Annotated in this window: 17 protein-coding genes; 7 read left to right on the forward strand and 10 right to left on the reverse strand. The window is 49.1% G+C overall.

Annotation, left to right across the window (positions count from 1 at the left end; all coding sequences use genetic code 11):
* Positions 1–143: 143 nt before the first annotated feature.
* The 3 genes from IPL32_01145 to IPL32_01155 all read right to left on the reverse strand — a co-directional run bounded on the left by IPL32_01145 (position 144) and on the right by IPL32_01155 (position 2,222).
* A complete protein-coding gene (locus tag IPL32_01145) occupies positions 144–842 on the reverse strand; it encodes a hypothetical protein (protein ID MBK8464412.1) in 699 nt (232 codons plus the stop codon).
* Positions 843–1,230: 388 nt separating this feature from the next.
* Positions 1,231–1,524, reverse strand: a complete 294-nt coding sequence (locus IPL32_01150; GenBank protein ID MBK8464413.1) for a hypothetical protein — start codon at positions 1,522–1,524, stop codon at positions 1,231–1,233.
* A 482-nt stretch (positions 1,525–2,006) separates the two neighbouring features.
* On the reverse strand, positions 2,007–2,222 hold the full coding sequence (locus IPL32_01155; GenBank protein MBK8464414.1) for a hypothetical protein: 216 nt from the start codon (positions 2,220–2,222) through the stop codon (positions 2,007–2,009).
* A gap of 218 nt (positions 2,223–2,440) precedes the next feature.
* Between IPL32_01155 and IPL32_01160 the strand changes: the two genes are divergently transcribed.
* The 7 genes from IPL32_01160 (at position 2,441) to IPL32_01190 (ending at position 8,350) form a co-directional block, all read left to right on the forward strand.
* On the forward strand, positions 2,441–3,412 hold the full coding sequence (locus IPL32_01160) for a PhoH family protein (protein ID MBK8464415.1): 972 nt from the start codon (positions 2,441–2,443) through the stop codon (positions 3,410–3,412).
* 3 nt (positions 3,413–3,415) lie between these two features.
* Positions 3,416–3,841, forward strand: coding sequence for an rRNA maturation RNase YbeY (gene ybeY, locus IPL32_01165; protein MBK8464416.1), 426 nt, complete (start codon positions 3,416–3,418; stop codon positions 3,839–3,841).
* A 92-nt stretch (positions 3,842–3,933) separates the two neighbouring features.
* The gene (gene zwf / locus IPL32_01170) at positions 3,934–5,445 is read left to right on the forward strand and encodes a glucose-6-phosphate dehydrogenase (GenBank protein ID MBK8464417.1); all 1,512 of its coding nucleotides are present in this window, start codon (positions 3,934–3,936) and stop codon (positions 5,443–5,445) included.
* A 75-nt stretch (positions 5,446–5,520) separates the two neighbouring features.
* On the forward strand, positions 5,521–6,831 hold the full coding sequence (locus IPL32_01175) for an HlyC/CorC family transporter (GenBank protein MBK8464418.1): 1,311 nt from the start codon (positions 5,521–5,523) through the stop codon (positions 6,829–6,831).
* Between the two features lie 61 nt (positions 6,832–6,892).
* Entirely contained in the window at positions 6,893–7,534 is a 642-nt protein-coding gene (locus IPL32_01180) for a peroxiredoxin (GenBank protein MBK8464419.1), read from the forward strand.
* A 24-nt stretch (positions 7,535–7,558) separates the two neighbouring features.
* Entirely contained in the window at positions 7,559–7,831 is a 273-nt protein-coding gene (locus IPL32_01185) for a hypothetical protein (GenBank protein ID MBK8464420.1), read from the forward strand.
* Positions 7,832–7,843: 12 nt separating this feature from the next.
* Positions 7,844–8,350 carry a biotin/lipoyl-binding protein gene (locus IPL32_01190; protein MBK8464421.1) on the forward strand — a complete coding sequence of 169 codons (507 nt, stop codon included), beginning with the start codon at positions 7,844–7,846 and terminating at the stop codon, positions 8,348–8,350.
* Positions 8,351–8,414: 64 nt separating this feature from the next.
* Here the strand turns inward: IPL32_01190 and IPL32_01195 are convergent, their stop codons facing one another.
* The 7 genes from IPL32_01195 to IPL32_01225 all read right to left on the reverse strand — a co-directional run bounded on the left by IPL32_01195 (position 8,415) and on the right by IPL32_01225 (position 22,941).
* Positions 8,415–11,009 (reverse strand): PIG-L family deacetylase, encoded by a 2,595-nt coding sequence (locus IPL32_01195; protein MBK8464422.1) that lies wholly within the window; start codon positions 11,007–11,009, stop codon positions 8,415–8,417.
* Positions 11,010–11,026: 17 nt separating this feature from the next.
* A complete protein-coding gene (locus tag IPL32_01200) occupies positions 11,027–12,709 on the reverse strand; it encodes a sodium:solute symporter (protein ID MBK8464423.1) in 1,683 nt (560 codons plus the stop codon).
* 134 nt (positions 12,710–12,843) lie between these two features.
* The gene (gene mutL / locus IPL32_01205) at positions 12,844–14,817 is read right to left on the reverse strand and encodes a DNA mismatch repair endonuclease MutL (GenBank protein MBK8464424.1); all 1,974 of its coding nucleotides are present in this window, start codon (positions 14,815–14,817) and stop codon (positions 12,844–12,846) included.
* A 1-nt stretch (position 14,818) separates the two neighbouring features.
* On the reverse strand, positions 14,819–16,456 hold the full coding sequence (gene bshC / locus IPL32_01210; GenBank protein MBK8464425.1) for a bacillithiol biosynthesis cysteine-adding enzyme BshC: 1,638 nt from the start codon (positions 16,454–16,456) through the stop codon (positions 14,819–14,821).
* Between the two features lie 167 nt (positions 16,457–16,623).
* A complete protein-coding gene (locus tag IPL32_01215; protein ID MBK8464426.1) occupies positions 16,624–18,777 on the reverse strand; it encodes a hypothetical protein in 2,154 nt (717 codons plus the stop codon).
* Between the two features lie 383 nt (positions 18,778–19,160).
* Positions 19,161–21,395 (reverse strand): hypothetical protein, encoded by a 2,235-nt coding sequence (locus IPL32_01220; GenBank protein ID MBK8464427.1) that lies wholly within the window; start codon positions 21,393–21,395, stop codon positions 19,161–19,163.
* 256 nt (positions 21,396–21,651) lie between these two features.
* A complete protein-coding gene (locus IPL32_01225) occupies positions 21,652–22,941 on the reverse strand; it encodes a Glu/Leu/Phe/Val dehydrogenase (GenBank protein MBK8464428.1) in 1,290 nt (429 codons plus the stop codon).
* Positions 22,942–23,113: the final 172 nt, after the last annotated feature.

The raw sequence follows: 23,113 nt of genomic DNA on the forward strand, positions 1-23,113 counted from the left end.
GTTTAACAAAGAAGTGAGGATACCACAGCAAATTACATTCGTGCAAAAGCCCGCACGTAAGTAAGGGCGGAAACGCGAGTGTGAACGAGCGTGCACACGGCGCATCGGCACGCTCGTTTACACTCGCGTTTCCGCCCGCAGTTTTACGGATTAACGGTAATGCGTTCTTCTGCCGAAGGGTGGCCGTAGTCGGCGTTGTTTTTTCGCAGTTGAACTTCGACGCGGATTTGGACGGGCTGTCCGGCCTCTGCGGGCGAGGGGTGATAGATAAAGTCGGCGGATTTTCCGGTGGCGGTGCCGACTGCGATTCTTGTGTTGGAACCGACGGGGATGGCATCTACCCGCCACGAATCGGCCTGCTCACGGCCGTTGACGATAACAGCGAATCCGTAATCGGCTTTGGCGGCAGCGACGAGGATCGTCGGCGTAACATCGCCCGGATCAGGCGGCGGTGTCGGGTCGGTTTCGATGCCGAGGAATTCGCCGATAGCGACCGTATAGCCGGGGCCGGCCTTGAAGCGGCGGTTGCGGTTGCGGGCCCGCGTCAGAGCGCCTGCCAGCGGCAGAGCCAGCGCGGGCGCGACGAGCGCCGGCGGAAAGGCCGGTATCGGCGTGCCGATGATGCCGTCGAAGACGATGTTCTTTATATCGACAAATCCCTTCTTATATCCGTCGGCCAATTCGATAAAACTCAAAAGGGCGTTGAGGTTGTTAAGGTCGTTCGTGACCTCGGTCACATCCGCCGCAGTTGCGTTGCACTGCACGAAATACGACGGCAGATTCGTCTTCTGCAGCGTAAGCATCGCTATGAGGTCGGCGACGGTCCTTATCTGTGATGGCATGATGGTTTCCTCCTAAATTTTCGCAATTGTAGCACGGAATTGTGCGATTTTCGCAAGTACAAAGGTTCAATGCCCTCGGAACCAACGCCGATGCCCCGGGGACAAACGCCCAAAACCCTCGGAACATGTGCCAATGTCCCGCGTACAACTCTTCATGTCCCTCGGAACATGCGACCATGTCCCGCGTACACACAGCCATGTCCCTCGGAACACACGCCTATGTCCCACGGACAAATACCCAATGCCCCCGGAACATATCACATGGTTCGGCGGCTTTGCCGCGATACGCTATTTAAAAAGGAAGCGGGGACGACGCTTTCCCAAACAGTCGTCCCCTGTTCAGGGCGAAAGCAAAGTGGCACAGCCAACGTCCTGAATTCAGTGAATGCTAAAAGCCGATCAGTTCGCGTTCGGCGTTCAAAACTTTCAATTCCTCAAGGCGGCTTTTGCGCCTTTCGCCTGTCATGCGGTCTCGCTCTTGATTAACAAGCTGCAAATGCTCCATCTCGCGGTGAAGGCAGAGGCTGTATTCGCGGCCATACGTAATGGCAACATTTTTGAACGCCGCGCTGTCAGGCTTTGCCCTGTGCTCCGCGACCGCGATGTAAAACGCTTCACCTACAGCGTTAGTTTTTTCTTTTAAGTCATTACCAATCAAATCTTGAACTGGTCTGTCTTCCATAGGCCAAACCATAATAATCCTTATTATTTATTAACATCCGCGCAAACTGCGCCCTGTGACCAATCTCTTTGTTGTGTGTCGGAGTGAAAGAACATAATCAATACAGGATTTAAATGATTATATCAAAAAGGCAAACGATATAATCCAATCGACTCCAGTATCACACCAAAGCCTCCAGATTATTATTCAGCGTCTCGATCTGTTTTTCCAGCTCGGCAAAGCGGTCGCATTCCTTATCGAGGGCAACAATCATTGTAGAAAAAATATTTGAAAAAATCTCGTTCTAAGGGTTTTCCCCTATATACAGTCACTTTTTGCGTTGTTATTTTGATAATTGTCATACTGCTTAACATGATTTGGCGTGGAGCTAGGACATTTACGATTGTCTTTCATCCGACCTCAACGCCAAAAAGGCCGAAGCTTCCACGCCTCGGCCTTTATTTTTTTTACCGGAGACATCTTTCGTCCGGGGCATCTTCAATTCAAAAAATGCTCGTCGACCGCCGCATCGGCCGGTGATAGTCACCTCGCTCCGCAATGGCTGGCGCCATAGGGTAAACGCCATCTTGAGGTTGTTTAAATTCACCGGCTTTCGCTGTGTCGTTTGAAGCCGGAACATTTGCATCCGTTCCAAAATCTTGGATCGGAGCGTCTAAAACCCTGTCGTAACTTCCATCGTTAATATTAAGCTCGATCATTAGCATATTTCCTCCCGTATTTCTTATATCTATAATCTACGCCGGCGCCGGGAAGATTTATGTACGCAAACGTACACTCATTGCACAAGCCTGCGCGTTAGTATGGGCATAACATCAAACTTGCGTGTTACGCCCTCGCTAACGCGCGGGTTTGTGCAAATTGACACGCAAATTCCCTTTTAGTAGCCTTTTCATATCGGCACAAGCCAACTTTTAATTTGAGCAATCTTCGAAAACTAGAACTTCCGCCTCAGGGCCTCAACACGCTTTTCGGCGTTCAGGACCAGAACATTAAATATCTCGAATCGCTGCTCGATGTAAGCATCGGCGCACGCGGCAATGAGCTGCTCATCGACGGCGACGAACGCGATATAAAGACCGTCGAGCAGATACTCCGCGATTTTGGCGAGCTGTTTGCCGAGGGCAATACGTTTACCGACAAAGAACTCCGCGACGCCTTCAAACAGATCGCCGAGGACCGCGCTTACAGCCTGAAAGATCATTTTTTAAAGGCAAGATTTAATCCGTCAGGCAAAAAGCAGGTCGCTCCAAAGACCGCGAATCAACGCAAATACCTCGACGCGATCGCCGCGAATGATCTTGTATTTGGTATTGGCGTCGCGGGAACCGGAAAGAGTTTTCTCGCCGTCGCGATGGCGGTCGATGCGTTGTTCAAGAAACAAGTCAGCCGCATCATCTTGACGCGTCCGGCGGTCGAGGCTGGTGAGAGGCTTGGGTTTCTTCCGGGCGATCTGCAGGATAAAGTTGATCCTTATCTGAGGCCGCTATACGATGCTCTGTTCGATCTCGTCGATGCGGAAAAGATCACAAAGATGCTCGAAAAACGCATCATCGAGATCGCCCCGCTCGCGTTCATGCGCGGCCGAACCTTGTCAGACGCATTCATCATCCTCGACGAAGCCCAAAACACCACCGCCGAGCAGATGAAGATGTTCCTAACGCGAATAGGCTTTGGCTCAAAAGCTGTCGTCACCGGCGACAGAACCCAGATCGACCTCCCGCGAGGCCAAAAAAGCGGCATCAAAGAAGCCGAACACATCCTCGCCAATCTGGAAGGCATTGATTTTGTCTATTTCACCGAAAAAGACGTTGTGAGACACAAACTCGTTCAAATGATCGTCAAGGCTTACGAACAACACTCGGAAAATAACGAACCCGGCGACCACTAACCGATGATCGATATCATCAATCTACAACGAAAGGTTAGATTCGAGACGGGTGTATTTCGCAAGTTCTCTCAATTGATTGCCGCAAATGTCCCAGAAGCGGCTGACCGGCGATTCTCGATCGCTTTTGTTTCCGACAATAGAATGAAACAGCTCAACCATCTGTTTCGAGGCAAAAATTTAACAACCGATGTTCTTTCGTTCCCCCACGAACCGGACGAATTTGATCCTGACAAAACTAATTTGGGCAATATTGTTATCTCAGCCGAACAAGCACAAAAACAAGCCGCCGAAAATGGACTGACTCTGGAAGGCGAAATCAAGCAGCTTATGCTCCACGGCCTGCTGCATCTTTGCGGCTACGATCATGAGACTGACAAGGGCGAAATGAATGCCCGTGAACTCGAACTGCGGGAAACTCTCGGAATCTGAGTTTCACCACAAAGACACGAAGGACACAACGATCTCTAAAACTTTCTCTATCCTTTGTGACCTTGGTGCCTTTGTGGTGAAATCTTAACGATATGACGGAACACAAAAAAGTTGCCGACCCTTGTGTGATGGTTATTTTCGGTGCGACCGGCGATTTGACCAAACGCAAGCTCTTTCCGGCGCTTTATAATCTTGCTAAGGACGATTTCCTGCCGCATTCGTTCGCGATCATAGGCGTCGGGCGTCAGGAAATGACTTCGGAGGCCTATCGCAAACAGATGATCGAACATCTGCGCGAATTTATTCCAAACGGCCCTGATGCAAAGGTGTTGAAGTGGTTCGAGGATCGCACATATTACACCGGCGGCGATTTTGATGATGACAAGAAACTCTTTGGCGACCTAAAAGAACTGACCGGCGAAGTTACGGCAAAACATCAGATACCTGACAACTTTTTTTATTACCTCGCCACGCCTCCAAATCTTTTCGCCAACGTAACACAAAAGATCGCGAAGAATGGTCTCGGCAAAGAAGAGAACGGCAATTGGCGAAGATTTATCTACGAAAAGCCGTTCGGCCGCGACCTTGAATCAGCAAAAAAACTTAACGCCGACCTTCTCAAAACTATTAAAGAGCGGCAGATATATCGCATCGATCATTATCTCGGCAAAGAGACGGTGCAGAATATTTTGGTTTTTCGCTTTGGCAACAGCATTTTCGAGCCGATCTGGAATCGAAACTTTATCGATCACGTTCAGATAACCGTTGCGGAAAAACTTGGCGTTGAGCTGCGTGGCGGATATTACGATTCGGCCGGCGCTTTGCGTGATATGATCCCAAATCATATTTTGCAGCTCGTCACGTTGACCGCGATGGAACCGCCGGTTTCGTTCGAAGCCGATTCGGTTCGTGATGAGCAGGCGAAGATATTACAGGCGATCCAACCTTTCTCGCCGGAGGACGTTTTGCATTGTGCGATTCGCGGACAATATGGCGAGGGCAAGATCGACAACAAAAAGGTTCCCGCCTATCGCAGCGAACAAAATGTCGCGCCGGCTTCAAAGACCGAAACTTTTGCCGCTCTAAAACTGAAGATCGACAACTGGCGCTGGGCAGATGTTCCTTTTTACATACGCACAGGAAAGCGAATGGCGACGCGGCATTCGAGCATCGTCATCCAATTTAAAAAAGCGCCGTTCATGTTGTTTCGCGAGACCGACGTCGAACGTCTTCGCACAAACCGCATCGTCATCCACATCCAGCCCGACGAAGGCATCACGCTGCATTTCGGGGCTAAAATTCCCGGCCCGATCGTAAACGTTGGCCCTGTGGATATGGACTTTAATTACAGCGAGCATTTTAAGGAAAGTGTCAGCACGGGCTACGAACGCCTGCTCTATGATTGCATGATCGGGGACGCGACGCTGTTCCAACGTGCTGACATGGTCGAGGCTAGTTGGAAGATCGTCGCTCCGGTTCAGGATGTTTGGGCGGCTTTGCCCGCACGCGATTTTCCAAATTACGACGCTGGAACTTGGGGTCCGCGAGAGTCGGACGAACTTCTGGAAAAGGACGGCCGCTCTTGGAAGAATTTAGCCGATTAGAAAAAACTGAGCTCTCTCTGATGCGTTCATCTTAAGTTTGTGCATTCTGATTGAGCATTCTAAAATTAACTACATATGGAAATTGAAATAATCATTGCGGTTATTATCTTAATTGCATTGGTTTTTCTTGCGACGGTCGATATGGCGTTCTCGCAGCTTTCGGACGTCGCGCTACGCCGCATTTCCAGTGATGAAGAGATCGCGGAAAAAATGAACTCTGCACAGTTTTTGCGCGAGATCGTCGAAAATCGTCTGCGGTTTCGTTTTGCTATCTCGTCAACGATCCAGGTATTGCTGATCTGTTTCACGGTTCTCCTGACGGTTATCGTTGGCGGATATACCCAGGAAAAATTTCGATTACTGTTCTTTGCTCTGCTTATCGGGCTTGGGGCGACGGTTATTCTTCGTCAGATCGTACCGCGACTTATTGTCAAAGAAAACACCGAACAAAAACTCTTGTTTCTGCTGCCCGCGATCCGTCCGATCTACGCGATAACTTCTTTTTTCGCCGAACCTCTCGCCGAACGCCGCCGCGAACGCCTGCAGAAATTCGATTCGACAATTACTCCTGATGTTTCGGACGAAGACGATGATAATTCCGACGATTTCCAGGCGTTGATGGAGGTCGGTGAGGCGGAAGGCATTATCGAGGAAAAGGAACGCGAGCTGATCGAAACGATGGTCGAATTCAGCGACACGCGCGCGGCTGAGATCATGACTCCGCGGACCGAGATCTGCGCGATCGATATCAATTCGACGGTAAAGGATGCACGCGCTCTGATAATCGAGGAAAAGTATTCGCGGCTTCCGGTTTACCGCGACAGTATCGATCAGATCGAAGGCATTATTTACGTTCGCGATCTTCTTCAGTCTTGGGCAGATGGAAAAGAAGATCAGCCGCTCAGCGAAATGCTGCGGGACGCATTTTTTGTTCCCGAAACAATAACTGCGTCAGAACTGCTCAAACGTTTCCAGCAAAATCATATTCAGATCGCGATCGTGATCGACGAATACGGCGGCGTCGCCGGGCTTGTCACAGTCGAGGATATTATCGAAGAGATCGTCGGCGAGATCGAGGACGAAGACACAGGCCCGGAAGAGATCATCGAGATCATCGAAGGCGAAGACGGATATTTCGACGTGCTTGGCTCAACTGAGATCGACAATATCGAACGTCTTTTTGACATCGATCTCGAAGACGAAGATTACACAACCATCGCAGGCATGGTGGTAACCGACGCAGGTTATGTACCGAAACCTGGCGAAAAACTATTCTTGCGCGGACTCGACATCGAAATACTAAATGCCGACGAGAAAAAAATCCATCAGCTCAGGCTGCGGAAAATGCTGGAAGAAAACACAACGGAAAGGGCTGAGGACGAGTAATGTTTATTTCAAATTACTTTGTTTGATATAATCTTTGAAATAGCTTTTTGGAGGTAAGTATATGGCAATACGGTTAGGCGACGAAGCGCCGGATTTCACGGCGGAGACGACGCAGGGCACGATCAATTTTCATGAATGGCTCGGCGACGGCTGGGGCGTTTTGTTCTCGCATCCAAAAGATTTTACGCCCGTCTGCACCACAGAACTCGGCATGGCCGCTCGGCTCAAACCCGAATTCGACAAACGCAACGTAAAGATCATGGGCCTAAGCGTTGACCCGCTCGATTCGCATATTACTTGGGAAAAAGACATCGAGGAAACGCAGGGCACTGCCGTGAATTTCCCGATGATCGCCGACGCCGACAAAAAGGTATCGGACCTCTACGATATGATCCACCCGAACGCCAGCGACACTTTCACAGTCCGCTCGGTCTATGTCGTCGGCCCGGACAAAAAGGTCAAGCTGATGATCACTTATCCGGCTTCGACGGGCAGAAATTTTGACGAAGTTTTGCGTGTGATAGATTCGCTGCAATTGACGGCAAAATACAGTGTTGCGACTCCGGTAAACTGGAAGGACGGCGATGACTGTATTATCGTCCCTTCAGTCTCAGACGAAGACGCCAAAGCAAAATTCCCTGCCGGCTGGACGGAGGTAAAGCCATATTTGCGAATCACTCCGCAGCCGAATAAGGTTGGCTAGTTAGTCACCTTTGCAATGGGAACGATGTCAAGAAAGCAGTTTCTGCGTTGGGAAAAGCGGCGGTTAAAGGGAAAGAGCTATGTCGTCTTGACAACCGCCGTGGTCTCCGGCATTTTCTTTTTCGTCTTACTAAATCTGGCAAGCTGGGCATGGAGCGGGCTGCCGCTTTCAAAAGTATTTGTACTCGCCTATCCGGCATTGGGGCTGCTCACTGGAACCATCATTTGGTGGATAAACGAGGAGCGATTTGCGGGATTCCTTTTGGACAAGGAAACCGGAGCTGCGGTCCGCCGCTGAGGAAACGAAAGAATGAAATTTATTGCAGAAACAGATGGCAATAAACACGACGTCGAGATCGTGCGGGAAGATGGCCGTGTCATTGCCAGTGTTGACGGGCGACAGTACGATCTCGAGGCTTCGGAACCGGAAGACGGCGTTTTCCTGTTAAAAAACGAAGGCGCAATCTTTGAGGCGTTTGTTTCACCGCAGGCGAATCCGGCCGATCCGGTTCTGGTGCGAGTCAGGGACAGTGTCCACGAGGTGAGGATCATAGATCCGAAACGGCTTCGCGGCGCCAAGGGCGACGATGCCGACGCCTCGGGGAAGGCCGAGATCAAGACCGCAATGCCCGGCAAGGTCGTTCGAATCCTCGTCACTAAAGGCGCCGAAGTAAAAAAAGGCGACGGCGTTATGGTAGTCGAAGCAATGAAAATGCAAAACGAAATGAAATCGCCCAAAGACGGAACCGTAACCGATATCCGCGTCAACGAAGGCGACACCGTCGGAGCAGGTGACATTCTAATGGTTGTGGAATAAGATCGCTGCAAAAGCCCGCACGTAAGTAGGGGCGAAAACACGCAACTTGAATGTACCGCCTTTACTATCGTGCAGGCTCCTGCATTAACAGATTAGCAAACAACCGATACGCCCCCGGAACACCCGCCGGCAATTGCCTGAACATCGAGTAGTTGCAATAGATATAATTCCCTTTTCCAAACTTTGCGATCACAAGTCCGCCTTTATTTTCAGCTTCGCCCGCGTCATGCGATTCGAGCAGCGGAGTGTAAGCAGCATCCATCGTGCTGAAATTATAAAGATTTCGCTCCTGAACCCAACCTGCAAAATCGGCGTCCGTGATCTTATTAGGAAAATTAAATATCGGATGCTCGGGCTGCAGGATAGTGACCGTTGCATTCTCGTCTGCCACGCGCGGTCCCATTTGCGCAGGAAAAGGCATCATATTTTGCTGCGCATAACTAGGCAATTGATACTGAACGATCAAAGTGCCGCCGTCGCGCGCATAATCTAAAAGCCGCTGGTTGTTTGCTACAATATCGGGACGCACCTGATACGCACGAATACCTACAACGATCACGTCAAACCGTGATAGATTCCCGCTCGCAAGCTCGCGCTCCGAAACCATCTCTAAGTCAATTCCCATCTGCCTGATCGCTTCCGGCACGCGGTCACCACTGCCGACAATATACCCGACCTTCGACCGCGTGGTCTTGAGATCCATAACCTTTACATCAACCGCCGCGGGCCGATAGTAACGATGCGTCTGAATGTGCGGATACGCGATAGTTTTCATCGTTATATTCGCCACATCCTCGCCAATCATCGCCTGACCTGAGATCCTATAACTTCCCGCCTTCGTCCGCGCCGGAATCGTCACATCAACCGTGATCGCCGACTTTTCGCCCGTACGTTTGAGTTCAAATATCTTTGACTCCGCAGTGTATTTCCATTCACGCGCCCCATCGAAATTCAACGACGCCGTACCCGTAACAGGCTTCTGCGAATGATTGGTCACCGTCATCACAACCTGCCGCGTCTGCTCCTTCTCCGAATATGGAACGATCATCATCGACTGATCCATCTCAAGCGTCACTTTCGGCACAACTTCAACATTCCGCCGAATCTCACCGCGGATGTCATCGGCGTATCGAAATTGAACCGGCTGTTCTATTACAAAGTGTATGCGGTCAACCTCTGCGTATATTACTGCGGTTAAAGCCTGTGGCTCGAACGGCAGTGCGATATGTTCTGGATTCGGCAATCTATAAAGATCACCCTCTCTCGGCGATGAAAACCAATATGGTTGAGTCGCCTTTTCCTCTAGTGGCACAGTCACATTGAAATAGATATTGTCGTTTGCAATCTCGCGTCGCATAAACGCAGTACTATTTTCTTTAGGTGCATCTATCTTCGCGCCCTTCCATCCCGTTGGCGCATTTACCTCCATCGATGTAATTCTTAGCTTGGGCGATTGAGGAAAATATACTTTGATTCCCAGTACGACGCTGTTCCCGGGCACGACCGTTTCCTTGTCGACAAGGGCATCGATTTCTATTCCCAATGCAATCCGTAGTGCATTTGAATATTCCACAATCTTCTTCGTTAAAAGAAAAACACTATCAGGCTTGCGATTTTTATCCTCTGCAGCGATTCTGACCGCTTGCAGACCGTTCACCAAATTCGTGATCGTATCATGAGTTGACTCAGGGCGGAATTCCGTTTTAGCCTTTTCCGCTAACTCGGCAGCCCGTATTAAATCGGATTCTGTTGCTCTGTTCGCAGTCCCCAAAATATCGTCAATGTTCGCAATAGAAGTGCTTAGGCCGTCGAAAACGCTCGCTTCCTTTTCAACCTTCGGCACCTTACTCTCGATCAAATTCAATCCCGAAAACTGATCGCCCTTAAGTTCTAACACACCTTGTTCCTGAGATTTGTGCTGGCTGCGGGCTTCCATCGCGATCTCGAAATATGAGCGGCCGAGAAGAGGATCGTATTTACCGGTATTGATCTTAAGCTGAGGTTCGCCGGTTGCTCGAAAACCGTGACGGACGTAAAACTTCTTCACAGTCCAGGGTGAACCAGCATCGGTGCATTGCGATGGGTCGGCGGCGGCTTTGACGGCAAGCGGTGATATATAACCCGCGTACTGATGTTGCCCGTGGCCGTCGGCGGATGTTCCTGAGAATTGTGAGATAACGACAAGGGGCCGGAAGCTTCGAATGACGCGAACTACATCGCAAAGAACGACCTTTTCGTCCCACTTACTCTTCGCCTCTTCGAGCGTCTTCGAAAAGCCGTAATCATATGCTCGCGTAAAATACTGCTCCGCTCCGTCGAGCCGCCTTGCTTGCAGCAGTTCTTCCGTGCGTATCACACCGAGAGCTTCGCCAAGTTCCGGGCCGATGATATTCTGCCCGCCGTCGCCGCGTGTTAGAGATAAATATGCAGTTCGCGCACTTTCGCCGCGTGCAAGATATGTGAGCAACGCGGTATCTTCGTCATCCGGATGCGCGCCGATCATTAGAGCGCTTGCTGTCGTGTTGAGCCGCTTAAGCATCTGACCAAGCCCTGTCGCCCCTCGGTCATAGATCGGCCGCACCTGCGCAGGTGTCATTAACCGCAGAGACACGGAAACGCAGAGAAAAATAAAAATAGGAACTGAGATTTTCTTGATCATAAAAACAAACTCTCTACTCATAAGTTCTGCGTCTCTGCATTTCCGCGGTTCACATCGTTTTTCACCGTCAAACTGATCAAATATCCAAAAAATACTGTAACGAGACATCCGATCACATTAAACCAAAGGAACTCGATGTCCGTAAAGATACTTGCCGTCCAAACCGACGCGATGCCAAACAAAAGCCCAAAAAATGCGCCGCGAGCCTTCGCTCTTTTTACGACAAACGCAAGCACAAAAACTCCTAACAGTGAACCGTAAAAAAAGGATCCGAATTTGTTCACAACCTCGATCAGCGAACCGAGATTGGTCGCAAAGATAGCCACAACACACGCAAATATTCCCCAGATAAAAGTCGTGATACGGCCAACTGCAACATAATGAGCATCCGTCGCTTCGGGTTGGTAAAGCCGCCTGTAAAAATCTATCGTCGTTGCCGTCGCAAGTGCATTCAACTCGGCCGCTATAGAAGACATCGCCGCCGCAAAGATCGCGGCGATCAGCAACCCGATAACGCCCATAGGCATATTTTCGAGAATGAATGTCGGGAATACGTAATTAATGTCGTTGAATGAAGGATTGCTGGTTGATCTTACAAATGCAACGGCTTCTCTGCGACTTTCGTTAAACTTCTTGTCGGCATCAATGTACTCTTGTCGAAGCTGAATGTTCTCAGTCTCAAAATGCAATGCGGCCTCTCGGCGTTCTGCATGAGCAGCGGCATATTTACTTTGGATCTGTCTGAATTCTTCTGTCTGCTCCGCTTTATTGACTTCAACAGGATTAAACACGATCGGCGGTGCAGAAAACTGATAAAAGATAAACACCATAATGCCGATCAGCAAAATGCCAAATTGCATCGGAATCTTAAGAAACGCGCTCATCAGCAGCGAAGTTCTGCCTTCGTCAACAGATTTAGCTGTCAGAAAACGCTGAACCTGGCTCTGGTCGCACCCAAAATAACCGAGCATCAAAAATAGCCCACCGATCAATCCCGACCAGATCGTGTATTTTTCCTTGAGATCAAAAGTCGTATCGACCATATTGAGTTTGCCGAGACTGCCTGCGAGATGAAGGCCAGAACCAAGCGTAACCCCATCCGGAAAACTCCACAAAATCACGACGAAACAAACTCCGAGTCCAACAAAGATAACGACCATCTGTTTCACATCGGTCCAGGTGACAGCTTGAACTCCGCCGAAAACAGTGTAAATCGTCGTTGAAAGCCCAATGGCAAAGATCGTTGCGATCAGATTCCAGCCGAACACGATCGAAAGAACGATCGACGGCGCCGAGATGATCGTCCCGACGCCGAGACCGCGTGATATGAGAAAAAAGAAGCTCGTTAGAGTGCGAACTTTTACATCAAAACGCTTTTCGAGATATTCGTAAGCAGTAAAAACATTAGCGCGATGAAAGAATGGAACCACCGTAACGCAAAGTATGATCATCGCGAACGGCAGTCCGTAGTAGAACTGGATAAACCGCATTCCATCGCTGTATGCCTGGCCGGTTGTGCCGACAAGCGTGATCGCAGAAAGCTGCGTAGCCATCACAGAAAGCCCAACGGCCCACCACGGCAAGCCTCGATCAGCCAGAAAGTAACCTTCTTTGCTGCCGCTGTGCTTCGTCATCCGGATGCCATCCCAAATAACGTAAGCGAGATAAACGGCTACAATTGCCCAGTCGAGTGATCTCATTTATCAGATCCTTATTTGAAATACCGCGAAAATGCCCAGAGAGCCGTGACCACAACAAAGGTGTTAATTACAACCGCCATATAGACTCGATTCCAAAATACGCTCGGCCTTTCTTCAGTCTGGTTTTCCATATTTTATGTTCTGTGAAAGCCACGCTCGATGTCCTTCATCGATAGTCGCAAAATTACGGGACGCCCATGTGGGCATGTCGTTGGCGAAGTCGTTATCAAAAGCCTGTCGATCATCCAGCGCATTTTTTCGGGCGTGAGTTTCATATTGATCTTTACAGCAGCCTTGCAGGCGAGACTCGCGGCGATGTCGTCACGCAAAGTGGTTTTTGCTCCGCCGCGTTTTTCGGCCTCGATCGTGTCTAGTATTTCCGCGAACAGGTTTCGCGCTTCCGATGCTGGTAGGTCCGTAGGAATGCTCTTGATCGCTACAGTTCGTCCAGAAAGCCGCATCAATCCAAATCCTAATGACTCAAGATCTGCCTCAATAAGTTGAAAAGCCACAGACTGTGCTGGCGAGAGATCGATCGTTTCGGGCAGAAGAAGATTTTGCGATTCGATCGTTCGCTCGGCTTCACTTTTGCGAAACTTATCGAACAAAATTCGCTCGTGTGCAACGTGCTGGTCGATCAAAAGCAATCCTTCGTCATCGACCGCGATAATAAAACTCTCATGCAGTTGGCCGAGCGGTTGAATCTTAGACGACGAGATCTGCTCGACTTCGATCGACTTAGCCAATTTCGCCGCTGAATTGACCGGCGGTAAGTCGGCGTAACCAGCAGCAGCGGCGAATGATCCTTCGCTTAGAGCATTCTCCGAACGTGCTTTGGCAATTTGCTCACAATTGGCCGAAGAAACCTCAACAGTTTCCAAGTGCTCAGCGGTTGATCCCATTTCTAAAATGGGAATGACTCCATCTCCAGTTTCATTTAATGCTGATGACGCTATTGGGTCAAACACCTCGGCCACAAAACTGTCTTCAGTTCCACGCATGTCAAACTGCATAGCCGCTTGTTCGATCTCAATCTGCTCTTTTGCAATTGTTCGATCTATCGGAAATTCAATTCTCTCCCGTGATTCGTCTATGGACTGTGTCTCGGCTACTACTCCGGCTCTTGCAAGAGCATTTCTGATCGCCTCCGCGACGACATCCTTTACCGCCTCACCGCGACGAAAGCGAACCTCCGTCTTCGCCGGATGAACATTAACGTCGATCTCCTCGAGCGGAATGTCTAAAAAAAGGAATGCGACAGGATAGACGCCATGGGGCAGTATCGAACGAAACCCATCGGACAAGCCTGTTGAGATCGTTTTATCACGAACAAAGCGATTATTTACAAAGAAATATTGAGCGTCGCGTGTCGTCCGGCGTTCGCGTGGCGCCGACACGTAGCCGGTGACCTTTGCAACAAATTCGCGTCCGCCATCCACCGGCACAAGGCTTTCGATCAAACCGGATCCGAAAATCTGAAACGCACGTTCGCGCAGATCTTTTGCAGGCGAGACACGTAGCACTTCTCGCCCGTTGTTTGTCATTGTGAACGCGATCTCAGGATGAGCAAGGGCATAATGTGTCACGATCCCGGTAAGATGATAATTCTCCGTCGCCTCAGAACGCATAAATTTGCGTCGCGCAGGCGTGTTGAAAAAGAGGTCGCGGACAGAGATCGTCGTTCCACGGTCTCGCGCGGCGTCTTTTACATCGATCAATTTTCCGCCTTCGATAACGACACGTGTTGCTTCCTGTTCAGCGTCGGTCTTTGAGATCAATTCAACCTTTGCAACCGAAGCGATCGATGCCAAAGCCTCGCCGCGAAAACCTAAGGTCGCGATCCTTCCGAGATCTTCGAGGTTTCTTATCTTAGATGTCGCGTGTCTTTCGAAAGCAAGGATTGCGTCGTCGCGAACCATCCCTTCACCATCGTCACTTATTCGCATCAGCCTACGGCCGCCAAGTTCGATATCGATCTGGATACGCGTGCCGCCCGCGTCAATAGCGTTTTCGACAAGCTCTTTGACAACGGACGCAGGCCGTTCGACCACCTCGCCCGCCGCGATCTGGTTTGCCAAATTATCTGGTAAGATCCTGATCTTGTTCATTCTATAAGTCGATAACGCGGTGTTCTTTGTAATTCAAGTCGATCTCTTTGTAGATCATATCTATAAAATATGGTCCGTATTTATTGAGATACGAATGTACATTCAGGACACGTTCCTGCAATTCACCGTTAGGTAATAACGAATCAAACGCGGCCCTGATCTGCCGTTCGACGATCTCGTCTTTACGCATACTTGCAAGATACGTTTTCTTTTTTAATGCCGCAATATGATAAGCGATCTTTCGCCGCCGCTTTTCAAGATTATCGTTTAGCGTCGGATCAATCTGCGATAGATTTTGATCTAACCGATTCAGTTCAAGATCCAATGTTTGCTCGATCTCTTCAAAAATCTTAATGGTATCTGATGAAAGTTGCTTCTTGCCGACGTTTTCCAATGTTTTCACGAACCCGTCGAACATATCAGAAAGTGCTAAACCAAACTTCTCCAGAGTTCGTCTATGTTTTGCTTCAACGACAGTGAAACTCCGCCGATGCAAGATCGGCGTTACGGGCCTGTCGAGTATATTGTATGCGTCGCTGTTTTGAGCAAAATACGCGATCTCGGCCGCACCGCCAAAGTAACAAACTGTCGGCAGCAAATAATCCTGAACCACTGGTCGAAGCATTACGCCTGCACTGAAACGCTGCGGATCGTCTTTAGCAATGGCGGCCAGTTCTGAAAGACTAAATTCCCTTTTTTCTTCTTTAGAGGTGTAAACGCCATCAGAAGTTTTTCGCAGAGCGACCCTACGTCCTTCGTCATCGATCCTGAACAACGGAAAATAGTCTTCATCGACCAAAACCTGCGCATGAAAACCTTCGCTAACAAGCGCGGCGCTTTTTTTACGAATACTAGCAACGATCTCGTCCGCTTTCGCGATCGCATCTATATAAATAGGTGAGGATAACGCCTTAACGCCGGGATGCATCGGGTCAATTGTGATCAGTCCAAACCTGCCCAACACATCTGCAATGTTCTTAGAAAACGCCTTGCCGAAAAGCTCCCCTTCTGACCATTCCTTTTCAATTGAAGTGCGTAAGGCTCCGGAAAATTCTGATCGCGGAAGATCATTCAAAGCCTCGCCTATCGTTTCGGTTATCAAATTGTCGATCTTGATATTTCCTACTGGCGTGCTTTTTACATATCTTGTTGGGTGATAATCGGCCTTAACCAGTTCACCTGTATTTCCGGTAAAGTAGGTGTGAGAAACTTCGTCAAAATCATGATCTTCTGTCGCCACCCAAAAAACCGGGACCGCTTTTGAGCCTCTTGCATTCAACTCTTCAGCCATCTTTATCACCGATAGAGCTTTATATATCGTGTAAAGCGGCCCCGTAAATAGTCCGGCTTGTTGTCCCGTCACAACCGCAACAGTGTCCGCTTCGCGAAGCAACTTGATATTCTCAAATGTCTTTTCGCTTGATCCGATCTGAGAGTTTATCTCGACCAGAGCATCGCAAAGGGCGATGCGCTCGGTTTTGTATTTTGCTAGAACCTCAGGGATAAATGCAGAAATATTTGAGTGCGACAAAACGGCATTGGGATAATAGCTCTTGAGCGAAAGAGGGTCGCGAATGTAATCCAGAAACAGTTTCGACTGATGAGGAACAGCAGAAAACGATAAGTTCGATGCTCGCAATCTTAAATTTTCCTGCTCTGTTAAACTCACCGGCCGCTGATCCAATGTTTTGACTCCTAATAGGTCAAATTATAAATTTTCAGAGCATTAAGTTCCAATTGCAAACAAAAAGAGACGGTTCGCAAAAACCGTCTCTTTACATTATTTGAACAGTGATTTAGATTTAGCTAATTTCCGGCCGGCGGATTGCTCCCCGAACTAACAACAGCAGTAGGGGCCTTGCGTTCTATACGATACACGCCCGACGAATGAGTAGCCGCATATATACGGTTTGGATCCTGTGGGTCGAACGACATTCCCCAAAACCGTCTACTGGCCAACTTTATATCTTTTGTATCGACGCGTTTCCATTTATTTCCCGCGTCGGTCGAAATAAAAATGCCGCCGTCAGTTTCGAGCGAGCTTGAGAGAAGTATCTCTTCACTGTTATTTGGATTTATGAGAATGCTCGTGAAATTGCCAAGCGGAAGATTACCGCCGCGGCGATTCCACGTTTGCCCATTGTCACGGCTGACATAGAACGTCTGGATCGTTCCGACGTAGATATTATCAGGGCGAACGGGATCGGACATTATCGAACTGACAGGCACATCGTTAACCGCACCGCCGACCCTGTTCCACGTCTTGCCCGCATCCTGTGAAACTATCACGCCCGATGTTGCAGTACCGACCCAAATAGTATCGGGCCGGGCAGCATTCACATGAATAGCAAATACGTTGCTGCTCATCTCAGATGGGAACGAGAGTTTTTCCCATCCTTTAGCAGGATCATAACTTCGATAAAGTCCATTGTCTGTTCCGGCAAGTATGCCGCCTCGCCCGCCAGGTAAGACCTCAAGCATTTTGATCTTTTCAGTGATCGTGGGCCGTAATGCTGAGGCAGTCGGTATTGTAGGTGTTGTTACCTTAGCTGTAATGGCCGTTCGTTTTACAAGCTTTTTAACAACAGGTTTTGACTTCGGTTTGGCCGGACTTTTTGCCGCAGTCATTTGTGTCCACGAATCGCCTCGGTCAATCGAAGTAAACAGTCCGATGTTTGTACCCAGATACATTTTGTTCGGATTCGCCTTATCCTGTCTTACAACAAAGGGCCGCACGCGGCCTACGTCAAAATTTCTGGCCTGTGACCAGGTTTGGCCGCCGTTGCTGCTTGTGAAAAAGAAACCACCTCCCGTGGCAACATTATGGGTCAGAGCATAAAGACGATTCGGCTGACTAATATCAGGTGTTATGGAATAGGTAAAGCGGCTCGAAAAGCTGGTATTTGTCTGCGAGAAGCTGCGGCCGCCATCATTTGATACCATCACGCCATAATTATTCGTACCAATAAATACGTGGTTCGGCTCACTCGGATGAACGGCGATCGAATTTATTTCAAGATTGCGCTGTGTCGTTAGCGACCACGCTTTGCCGCCGTTAGAACTCATCCAAAAACCTTCAGTAGTTGCCGCATACACCATTCCCGGTGTCGAGGGATGCTGCATAATATCACGGGTACGTCTTGACTGCGAAGGAATGCCCTGTATTTTTGCCCATTTTTCACCGGCGTTAAAAGATTCATAAATGCCGCTGCAAGCTGAAGCAATAATATGGTCGGGGTTTCGCGGATCGAGATCAATTGCAAATACATCAGAATCGTCGATCATTCCGTCCTTGATCAAGCGCCAAGTTTTACCTGAGTCAGTCGATTTATACGCTCGCCACCAAGTGCCGGCATAAATAGTGGTTCCATTCCGCGGATCGATAGCAAGACAATCGACATTTATCGGCATCGTCGATGACGTGATCTTATCCCAGTCGGCACCTGAATTTTTGGAAACCCAAATGCCATCCGCACCGCCCACCATTAGCACTTTTGGATCGAACTTAGATTGCGTCATCGCATAGACTGGCTCTTTTTTTAATTCCTTCGCCTCTTTCCAGGTGGCACCGCCGTCAGTCGAACGGAAAAAGCCGCCGGGCGCCTTATGCCTGTGGCCAGACGTATAAATGATCCTGGAATCGACCGCATCGACAAGAAGATTGTCGAGGATCAACTCTGGCTGATTGAGATTGACAAGCAAACGCCACGAACGGCCTCCATCAGATGATGTATGTATTTGTCCGTCCAGTGTGCTGATATACAGACGGTCCTTATCTCTCGGGTCAATGGCGATCGAACGAACGTCGCCTCCGCTCGGGCCGACAACTTCCCAATTGCCGTACTTCTCCGGTTCGACCGAATCGACCGGTGAGGTTGCAAACGCAACAAGCGAAACCTTGAAAAGAGCCAAGGTCAAAATGATCAAAAAGAAGGATCTTCCACTCGTAATCTTTAACATATTTTGAAATTCCTAGTTCAGACTCTCAGGAAATGAAATTATTGAGGATCGGGTAAGCCGTAAGCGGTTCCCTAAGAAGGTCAGATGACAAAAAGCTGCTGCGCGTTGCGCAAAATGCGAAGTTTGTATTTCCTGCTGGGCGGCAACTTTGCCGCATTGTGAGTTACATATACAACTTAGCAGAAAATGTGTTTTAACTCAAGACTAATCGTAGTGGCCTATCAAGTGCAGAAGCCCGAACGTTAGTAAGACGATACATTCAAGCTTGAGTATATCGTCGTTACTAAACGTGCGGGCCTCAGGAAAGAAAAAAGCGGTTGAGGCTCAGTGATGAATTGCCTCAACCGCTTAAAGATGTTCGCATCAATTAAGATGCAAAGCTGTTATGGTGTCGGTTTCTCAGCTCCCGGAGGGACAACGGAGAATTTGGTATTTATACCGCTTCCGTTATCCGGTCCGTCAACGAAGGTTACACGACTTGCGTCATATTTACGGAAGTTGATCGCCTTCATGATCTGAGCTCTGCGAGCCTTGATCTGTGCAGGTGTTCCGTAATTGATGATGTAGCCCTGAGCATTCGGATTGTTGTTCAACTGGATATAGAAGTTGTCAACACGAGCCTTGACCTCATCATCTTTCTGAGGACCAAATTCATCTACAGGAATTTGCTCCGGTTTCGGTGCAATACTGCCCGTATCCGACGCCGTTCCGTTGCATCCGCAGTCTCCAGAACCGATATCAACTGTAGCAGTAATATTGCCGCCAGCAGCTACTCCGGTTGTGTCAACCATGATGCTCGATGTACCTTGGCCTGACGAGATAGTTCCACTCGAAACAGTCCAGTTATAAGTAGGATCGCCACCGCTGCCGCCGCTTACGTTCGCAACGAACGTCATCGACTGGCCCGGAGCGGTTATGCCCGAAGGACCGCTAACCGTAAGGGTCGGGCAAGAACAGTCCGGTATACAATCCGGACATTCTTCAACCTTGATCGTCTGAGTATTGGTCTTGCCGCAAACTCCACAGCCGTCATCAACACCTGTCGTGATCGTGTATGTTCCCGGTTGTGCAGTGCTGAGGTCCCACTGAACATTTGAACCCGAACCAATAACACGTCCACCTGAAACGGTGTAGTTATAGGTAAGGACGTCGTTCTCAGGGTCGCTTGCCTTTGTCGAGACGCTAACTGTTTTGTTGTCGTTGCAAGAGCCTGATCTTGATTTCGTTCCAGCCGGACAAGGCAGTGTAATCACCGTATCGCTCAGGCTAACCGAATCGACACTTGCCGGTTTGTTAACTTCAGCAGTCGCTCTCGGCTCACGTCGTCCGATCCAGAACTGACCAACATAACCACTCGGATCTGTAGAAGCAGTAAAACCGCTCGGGATCGGTGTGTCACCAAAACTCCTTGGGCCCTGCTGATTGAGATTTGCTCTATAAGCCGCTCCAAATCCCCACCATCTACGCGGGAAAACGCGAATACCTGCAAGAGCATCAAGCGGATTCCTTTCAAATGCATTCGGAGTATGTCCGCCTACATAGTAAAGCGACCGCAATTCAAGAATGTACTGCAAGTGCTTGTTTACAGGGAAGTCAGCACCGATCGATGTGTGAAGTTCATCGGCACGGTCAAGCAGAGTGTAGTCTGAACCACCAAAAGAACCTTTCGGATTCGTCGTGTAGGTGTAGCCTACATTACCCGAAAGATTGATGTGCTCGTGAAGCCTTGCATCAGCAAAAAACGTCAAATTGACATCGCCCCAATTTGCACCGGGTCCCGAACCACGCTGCATCATGTTAAAGCCTGAAAAACTATCAGCGGTATCGAGATACCAGCGATAGGATGCGATCAAGCCGTAGCCGACAGCACTTTCATTGCTGTTCATTCTCCACTTAGCACCGAAGTCCATCGTGTTGAATGAGGAAGTGCCGTATGTTCTGTTGATAAACGGAGCATCGCTGAAATAGGAAGGAGACGTAGTGAATGTGACAGGAACAACTACTTCACCGTCGCCTTCACCGCCGCCGAGCGTTTGGGTGCTCAGTACGATTCCAGGAAGAATGCTTCCGTAAATAGAACCAACATTCGGGAAATTGTCTGCTGCCCCACCTGGACGGGGCGTTCCCAAGCTGGTATATGGAAATTGAACGAACGGAGAACCTGCCTGTCGGAAGATCGTTGAATTACCGTTGCCCAAAAGTATCGCGGGCGGACTGGTAAGTGATCCGTCTATTCGAACTTGTGAGTTCGGAAGATAAAATCCCGAAATATTTCTCGGTGCGTTAACCTTAACCCCACGCCAGCCCTCAGTTGTAAAAAATAATTCCAGATTATCAGTAACGCCAACCTGAAAGCTTAAAGGTACCGAGGTAATATCTACATCACCCGGATCACGGTCATAGTTGTTGTATGCAACACTAAACGTGTACTCACCCTTTCTTAGAGTTTGCCCATCATAAACCGTAAACAAGCCCGTTGGGCCGCCTACGGATCCACCGACCCCAACAGTCGGGGCCGTATTTCGATCGTCCTTGTCGGACCGTTTCTGGGCCGATACCGCGAATACAAGCGTTAATAAAATCAAAGTAACGATGTACGCTCTTATAGCCAGTTTCATCACATTCCTCCGCCAAAAAGAAAAAATTTAATATCAATACGCAGCTTCGAGAACCGTCTTCTCAAGTTAATTCTATAAAGCCGCCCAATTATCCACGCACAAAAGACGTGGCTAAAAATAAGATAAGTCCTTATCTCACGTTAAGTTTATAACGGAGTAGCACCTTAAAGTCAATGAATAACTTTAATTCTCCCAGTTAAGACCTTATCTTACATCTTCGCGAAAATCAAGCCTTATCAATAACTACCTGCTTCGCCTAAGCGTAAATTCCACGCATTCTCGTGTCATACGCAACACGGTCAATCGCGAGCATGTATGCCGCCGTACGTGTATCTACATCATGTTTCGTTGCATAATGGCAAAGTTCGTTAAAACTAGCCACCATCTTATCTTCGAGGCGTGCGTTGACCTCGGCTTCCGACCAGAAGTATCCAATACGGTCCTGAACCCACTCAAAATAGGAAACAGTAACGCCGCCGGCGTTTGCAAGGATGTCTGGAATCACAAAAACCCCTTTATCATGCAGTATTTTATCAGCTTTGGGCGTTGTCGGGCCGTTCGCACCCTCGGCAAGTATCTTGCACTTGATGCGGTCAGCATTTTCAGACGTTATCTGATTTTCCGTTGCACATGGGGCTAAAACGTCACATTCGATCTCGAGAAGTGCCTTATTATCTACTTTATCCGCGTCAGGATAGCCTTCAAGCGATTTGTTAGTTGCGAGATATTCCATGACCTTTGGAATATCAAGCCCGTTCTGGTTATAGATGCCGCCGGCAACATCCGAGATGGCAATGACCTTATAACCTTTCTCATGCATTAACTCGGCACCAATGCCGCCGACATTTCCTGATCCCTGAACAACTACGGTCGTTTGCTCCGGAGTAAGGTTGAATCGCTTGATCGCCTCGTTTACGGTAAACAAAACTCCGCGCCCTGTGGCCTCTCGCCGACCTAGCGAACCGCCCAATGCGACCGGCTTACCCGTAACAACAGCATTAACAGTGTGCCGCATGTGCATCGAGTAGGTGTCCATGATCCAAGCCATGGTCTGCTCGCCGGTATTCATATCAGGAGCGGGAACGTCCTTATCCGGCCCAATAAAATCAATAAGCTCCGAAGTGTAGCGCCGTGTCATTCGCTCGATCTCGCCCTGCGACATTTGGTGCGGGTCACAAATAATACCGCCTTTTCCGCCTCCGAAAGGCACGTTGACAACAGCGCATTTCCAGGTCATCCACGCCGACAGTGCCTTGACCTCATCAAGCGACACATCCGGCGCATAGCGAATGCCGCCTTTTGCAGGTCCGCGTGCAAAATTGTGCTGAACGCGAAAGCCCTCGAACACTTGTATATGCCCGGTGTCCATTCTGACCGGGATATAGACCTTCAATTCACGGCTCGGAACACGCATCACGGCGTACAGGTCCTCTTCCAAATTGAGCAACTTTGCCGCACGGTCGAACCGCTCGCTCATTGCTTCGAAAGGATTCTTTTCGTCGCTGCCCTTAAACCGCCGCATTTCATCAGCCATCGGATTTGCCATTTATAATAATTCTCCAACTCTAAACCTTTATTAGGTTTGTATTTCTTATATATAGTATCTAAATCGAGTGCATCCAACAATTCGCCTCAGTCCCGCATCTGAATACAGTAACCGGTTCAGCCTGATTTACTTTCTTTAGCAACCGGTCTCAGGGAAATCTCGTAAATAGTTG

Source organism: Chloracidobacterium sp. (genome assembly GCA_016711345.1).
Lineage (GTDB): Bacteria > Acidobacteriota > Blastocatellia > Pyrinomonadales > Pyrinomonadaceae > OLB17.

Excerpts from the sequence above, each read along its gene's own strand:
- IPL32_01145 (MBK8464412.1), bottom strand. The coding sequence starts at position 842 with ATGCCATCACAGATAAGGACCGTCGCCGACCTCATAGCGATGCTTACG.
- IPL32_01190 (MBK8464421.1), top strand. The coding sequence starts at position 7,844 with ATGAAATTTATTGCAGAAACAGATGGCAATAAACACGACGTCGAGATC.
- IPL32_01180 (MBK8464419.1), top strand. The coding sequence starts at position 6,893 with ATGGCAATACGGTTAGGCGACGAAGCGCCGGATTTCACGGCGGAGACG.
- IPL32_01150 (MBK8464413.1), bottom strand. The coding sequence starts at position 1,524 with ATGGAAGACAGACCAGTTCAAGATTTGATTGGTAATGACTTAAAAGAA.
- ybeY (MBK8464416.1), top strand. The coding sequence starts at position 3,416 with ATGATCGATATCATCAATCTACAACGAAAGGTTAGATTCGAGACGGGT.
- IPL32_01155 (MBK8464414.1), bottom strand. The coding sequence starts at position 2,222 with ATGATCGAGCTTAATATTAACGATGGAAGTTACGACAGGGTTTTAGAC.
- IPL32_01185 (MBK8464420.1), top strand. The coding sequence starts at position 7,559 with ATGTCAAGAAAGCAGTTTCTGCGTTGGGAAAAGCGGCGGTTAAAGGGA.
- IPL32_01200 (MBK8464423.1), bottom strand. The coding sequence starts at position 12,709 with ATGAGATCACTCGACTGGGCAATTGTAGCCGTTTATCTCGCTTACGTT.
- IPL32_01225 (MBK8464428.1), bottom strand. The coding sequence starts at position 22,941 with ATGGCAAATCCGATGGCTGATGAAATGCGGCGGTTTAAGGGCAGCGAC.
- IPL32_01175 (MBK8464418.1), top strand. The coding sequence starts at position 5,521 with ATGGAAATTGAAATAATCATTGCGGTTATTATCTTAATTGCATTGGTT.
- IPL32_01220 (MBK8464427.1), bottom strand. The coding sequence starts at position 21,395 with ATGAAACTGGCTATAAGAGCGTACATCGTTACTTTGATTTTATTAACG.
- mutL (MBK8464424.1), bottom strand. The coding sequence starts at position 14,817 with ATGAACAAGATCAGGATCTTACCAGATAATTTGGCAAACCAGATCGCG.
- IPL32_01195 (MBK8464422.1), bottom strand. The coding sequence starts at position 11,009 with ATGATCAAGAAAATCTCAGTTCCTATTTTTATTTTTCTCTGCGTTTCC.
- zwf (MBK8464417.1), top strand. The coding sequence starts at position 3,934 with ATGACGGAACACAAAAAAGTTGCCGACCCTTGTGTGATGGTTATTTTC.
- IPL32_01215 (MBK8464426.1), bottom strand. The coding sequence starts at position 18,777 with ATGTTAAAGATTACGAGTGGAAGATCCTTCTTTTTGATCATTTTGACC.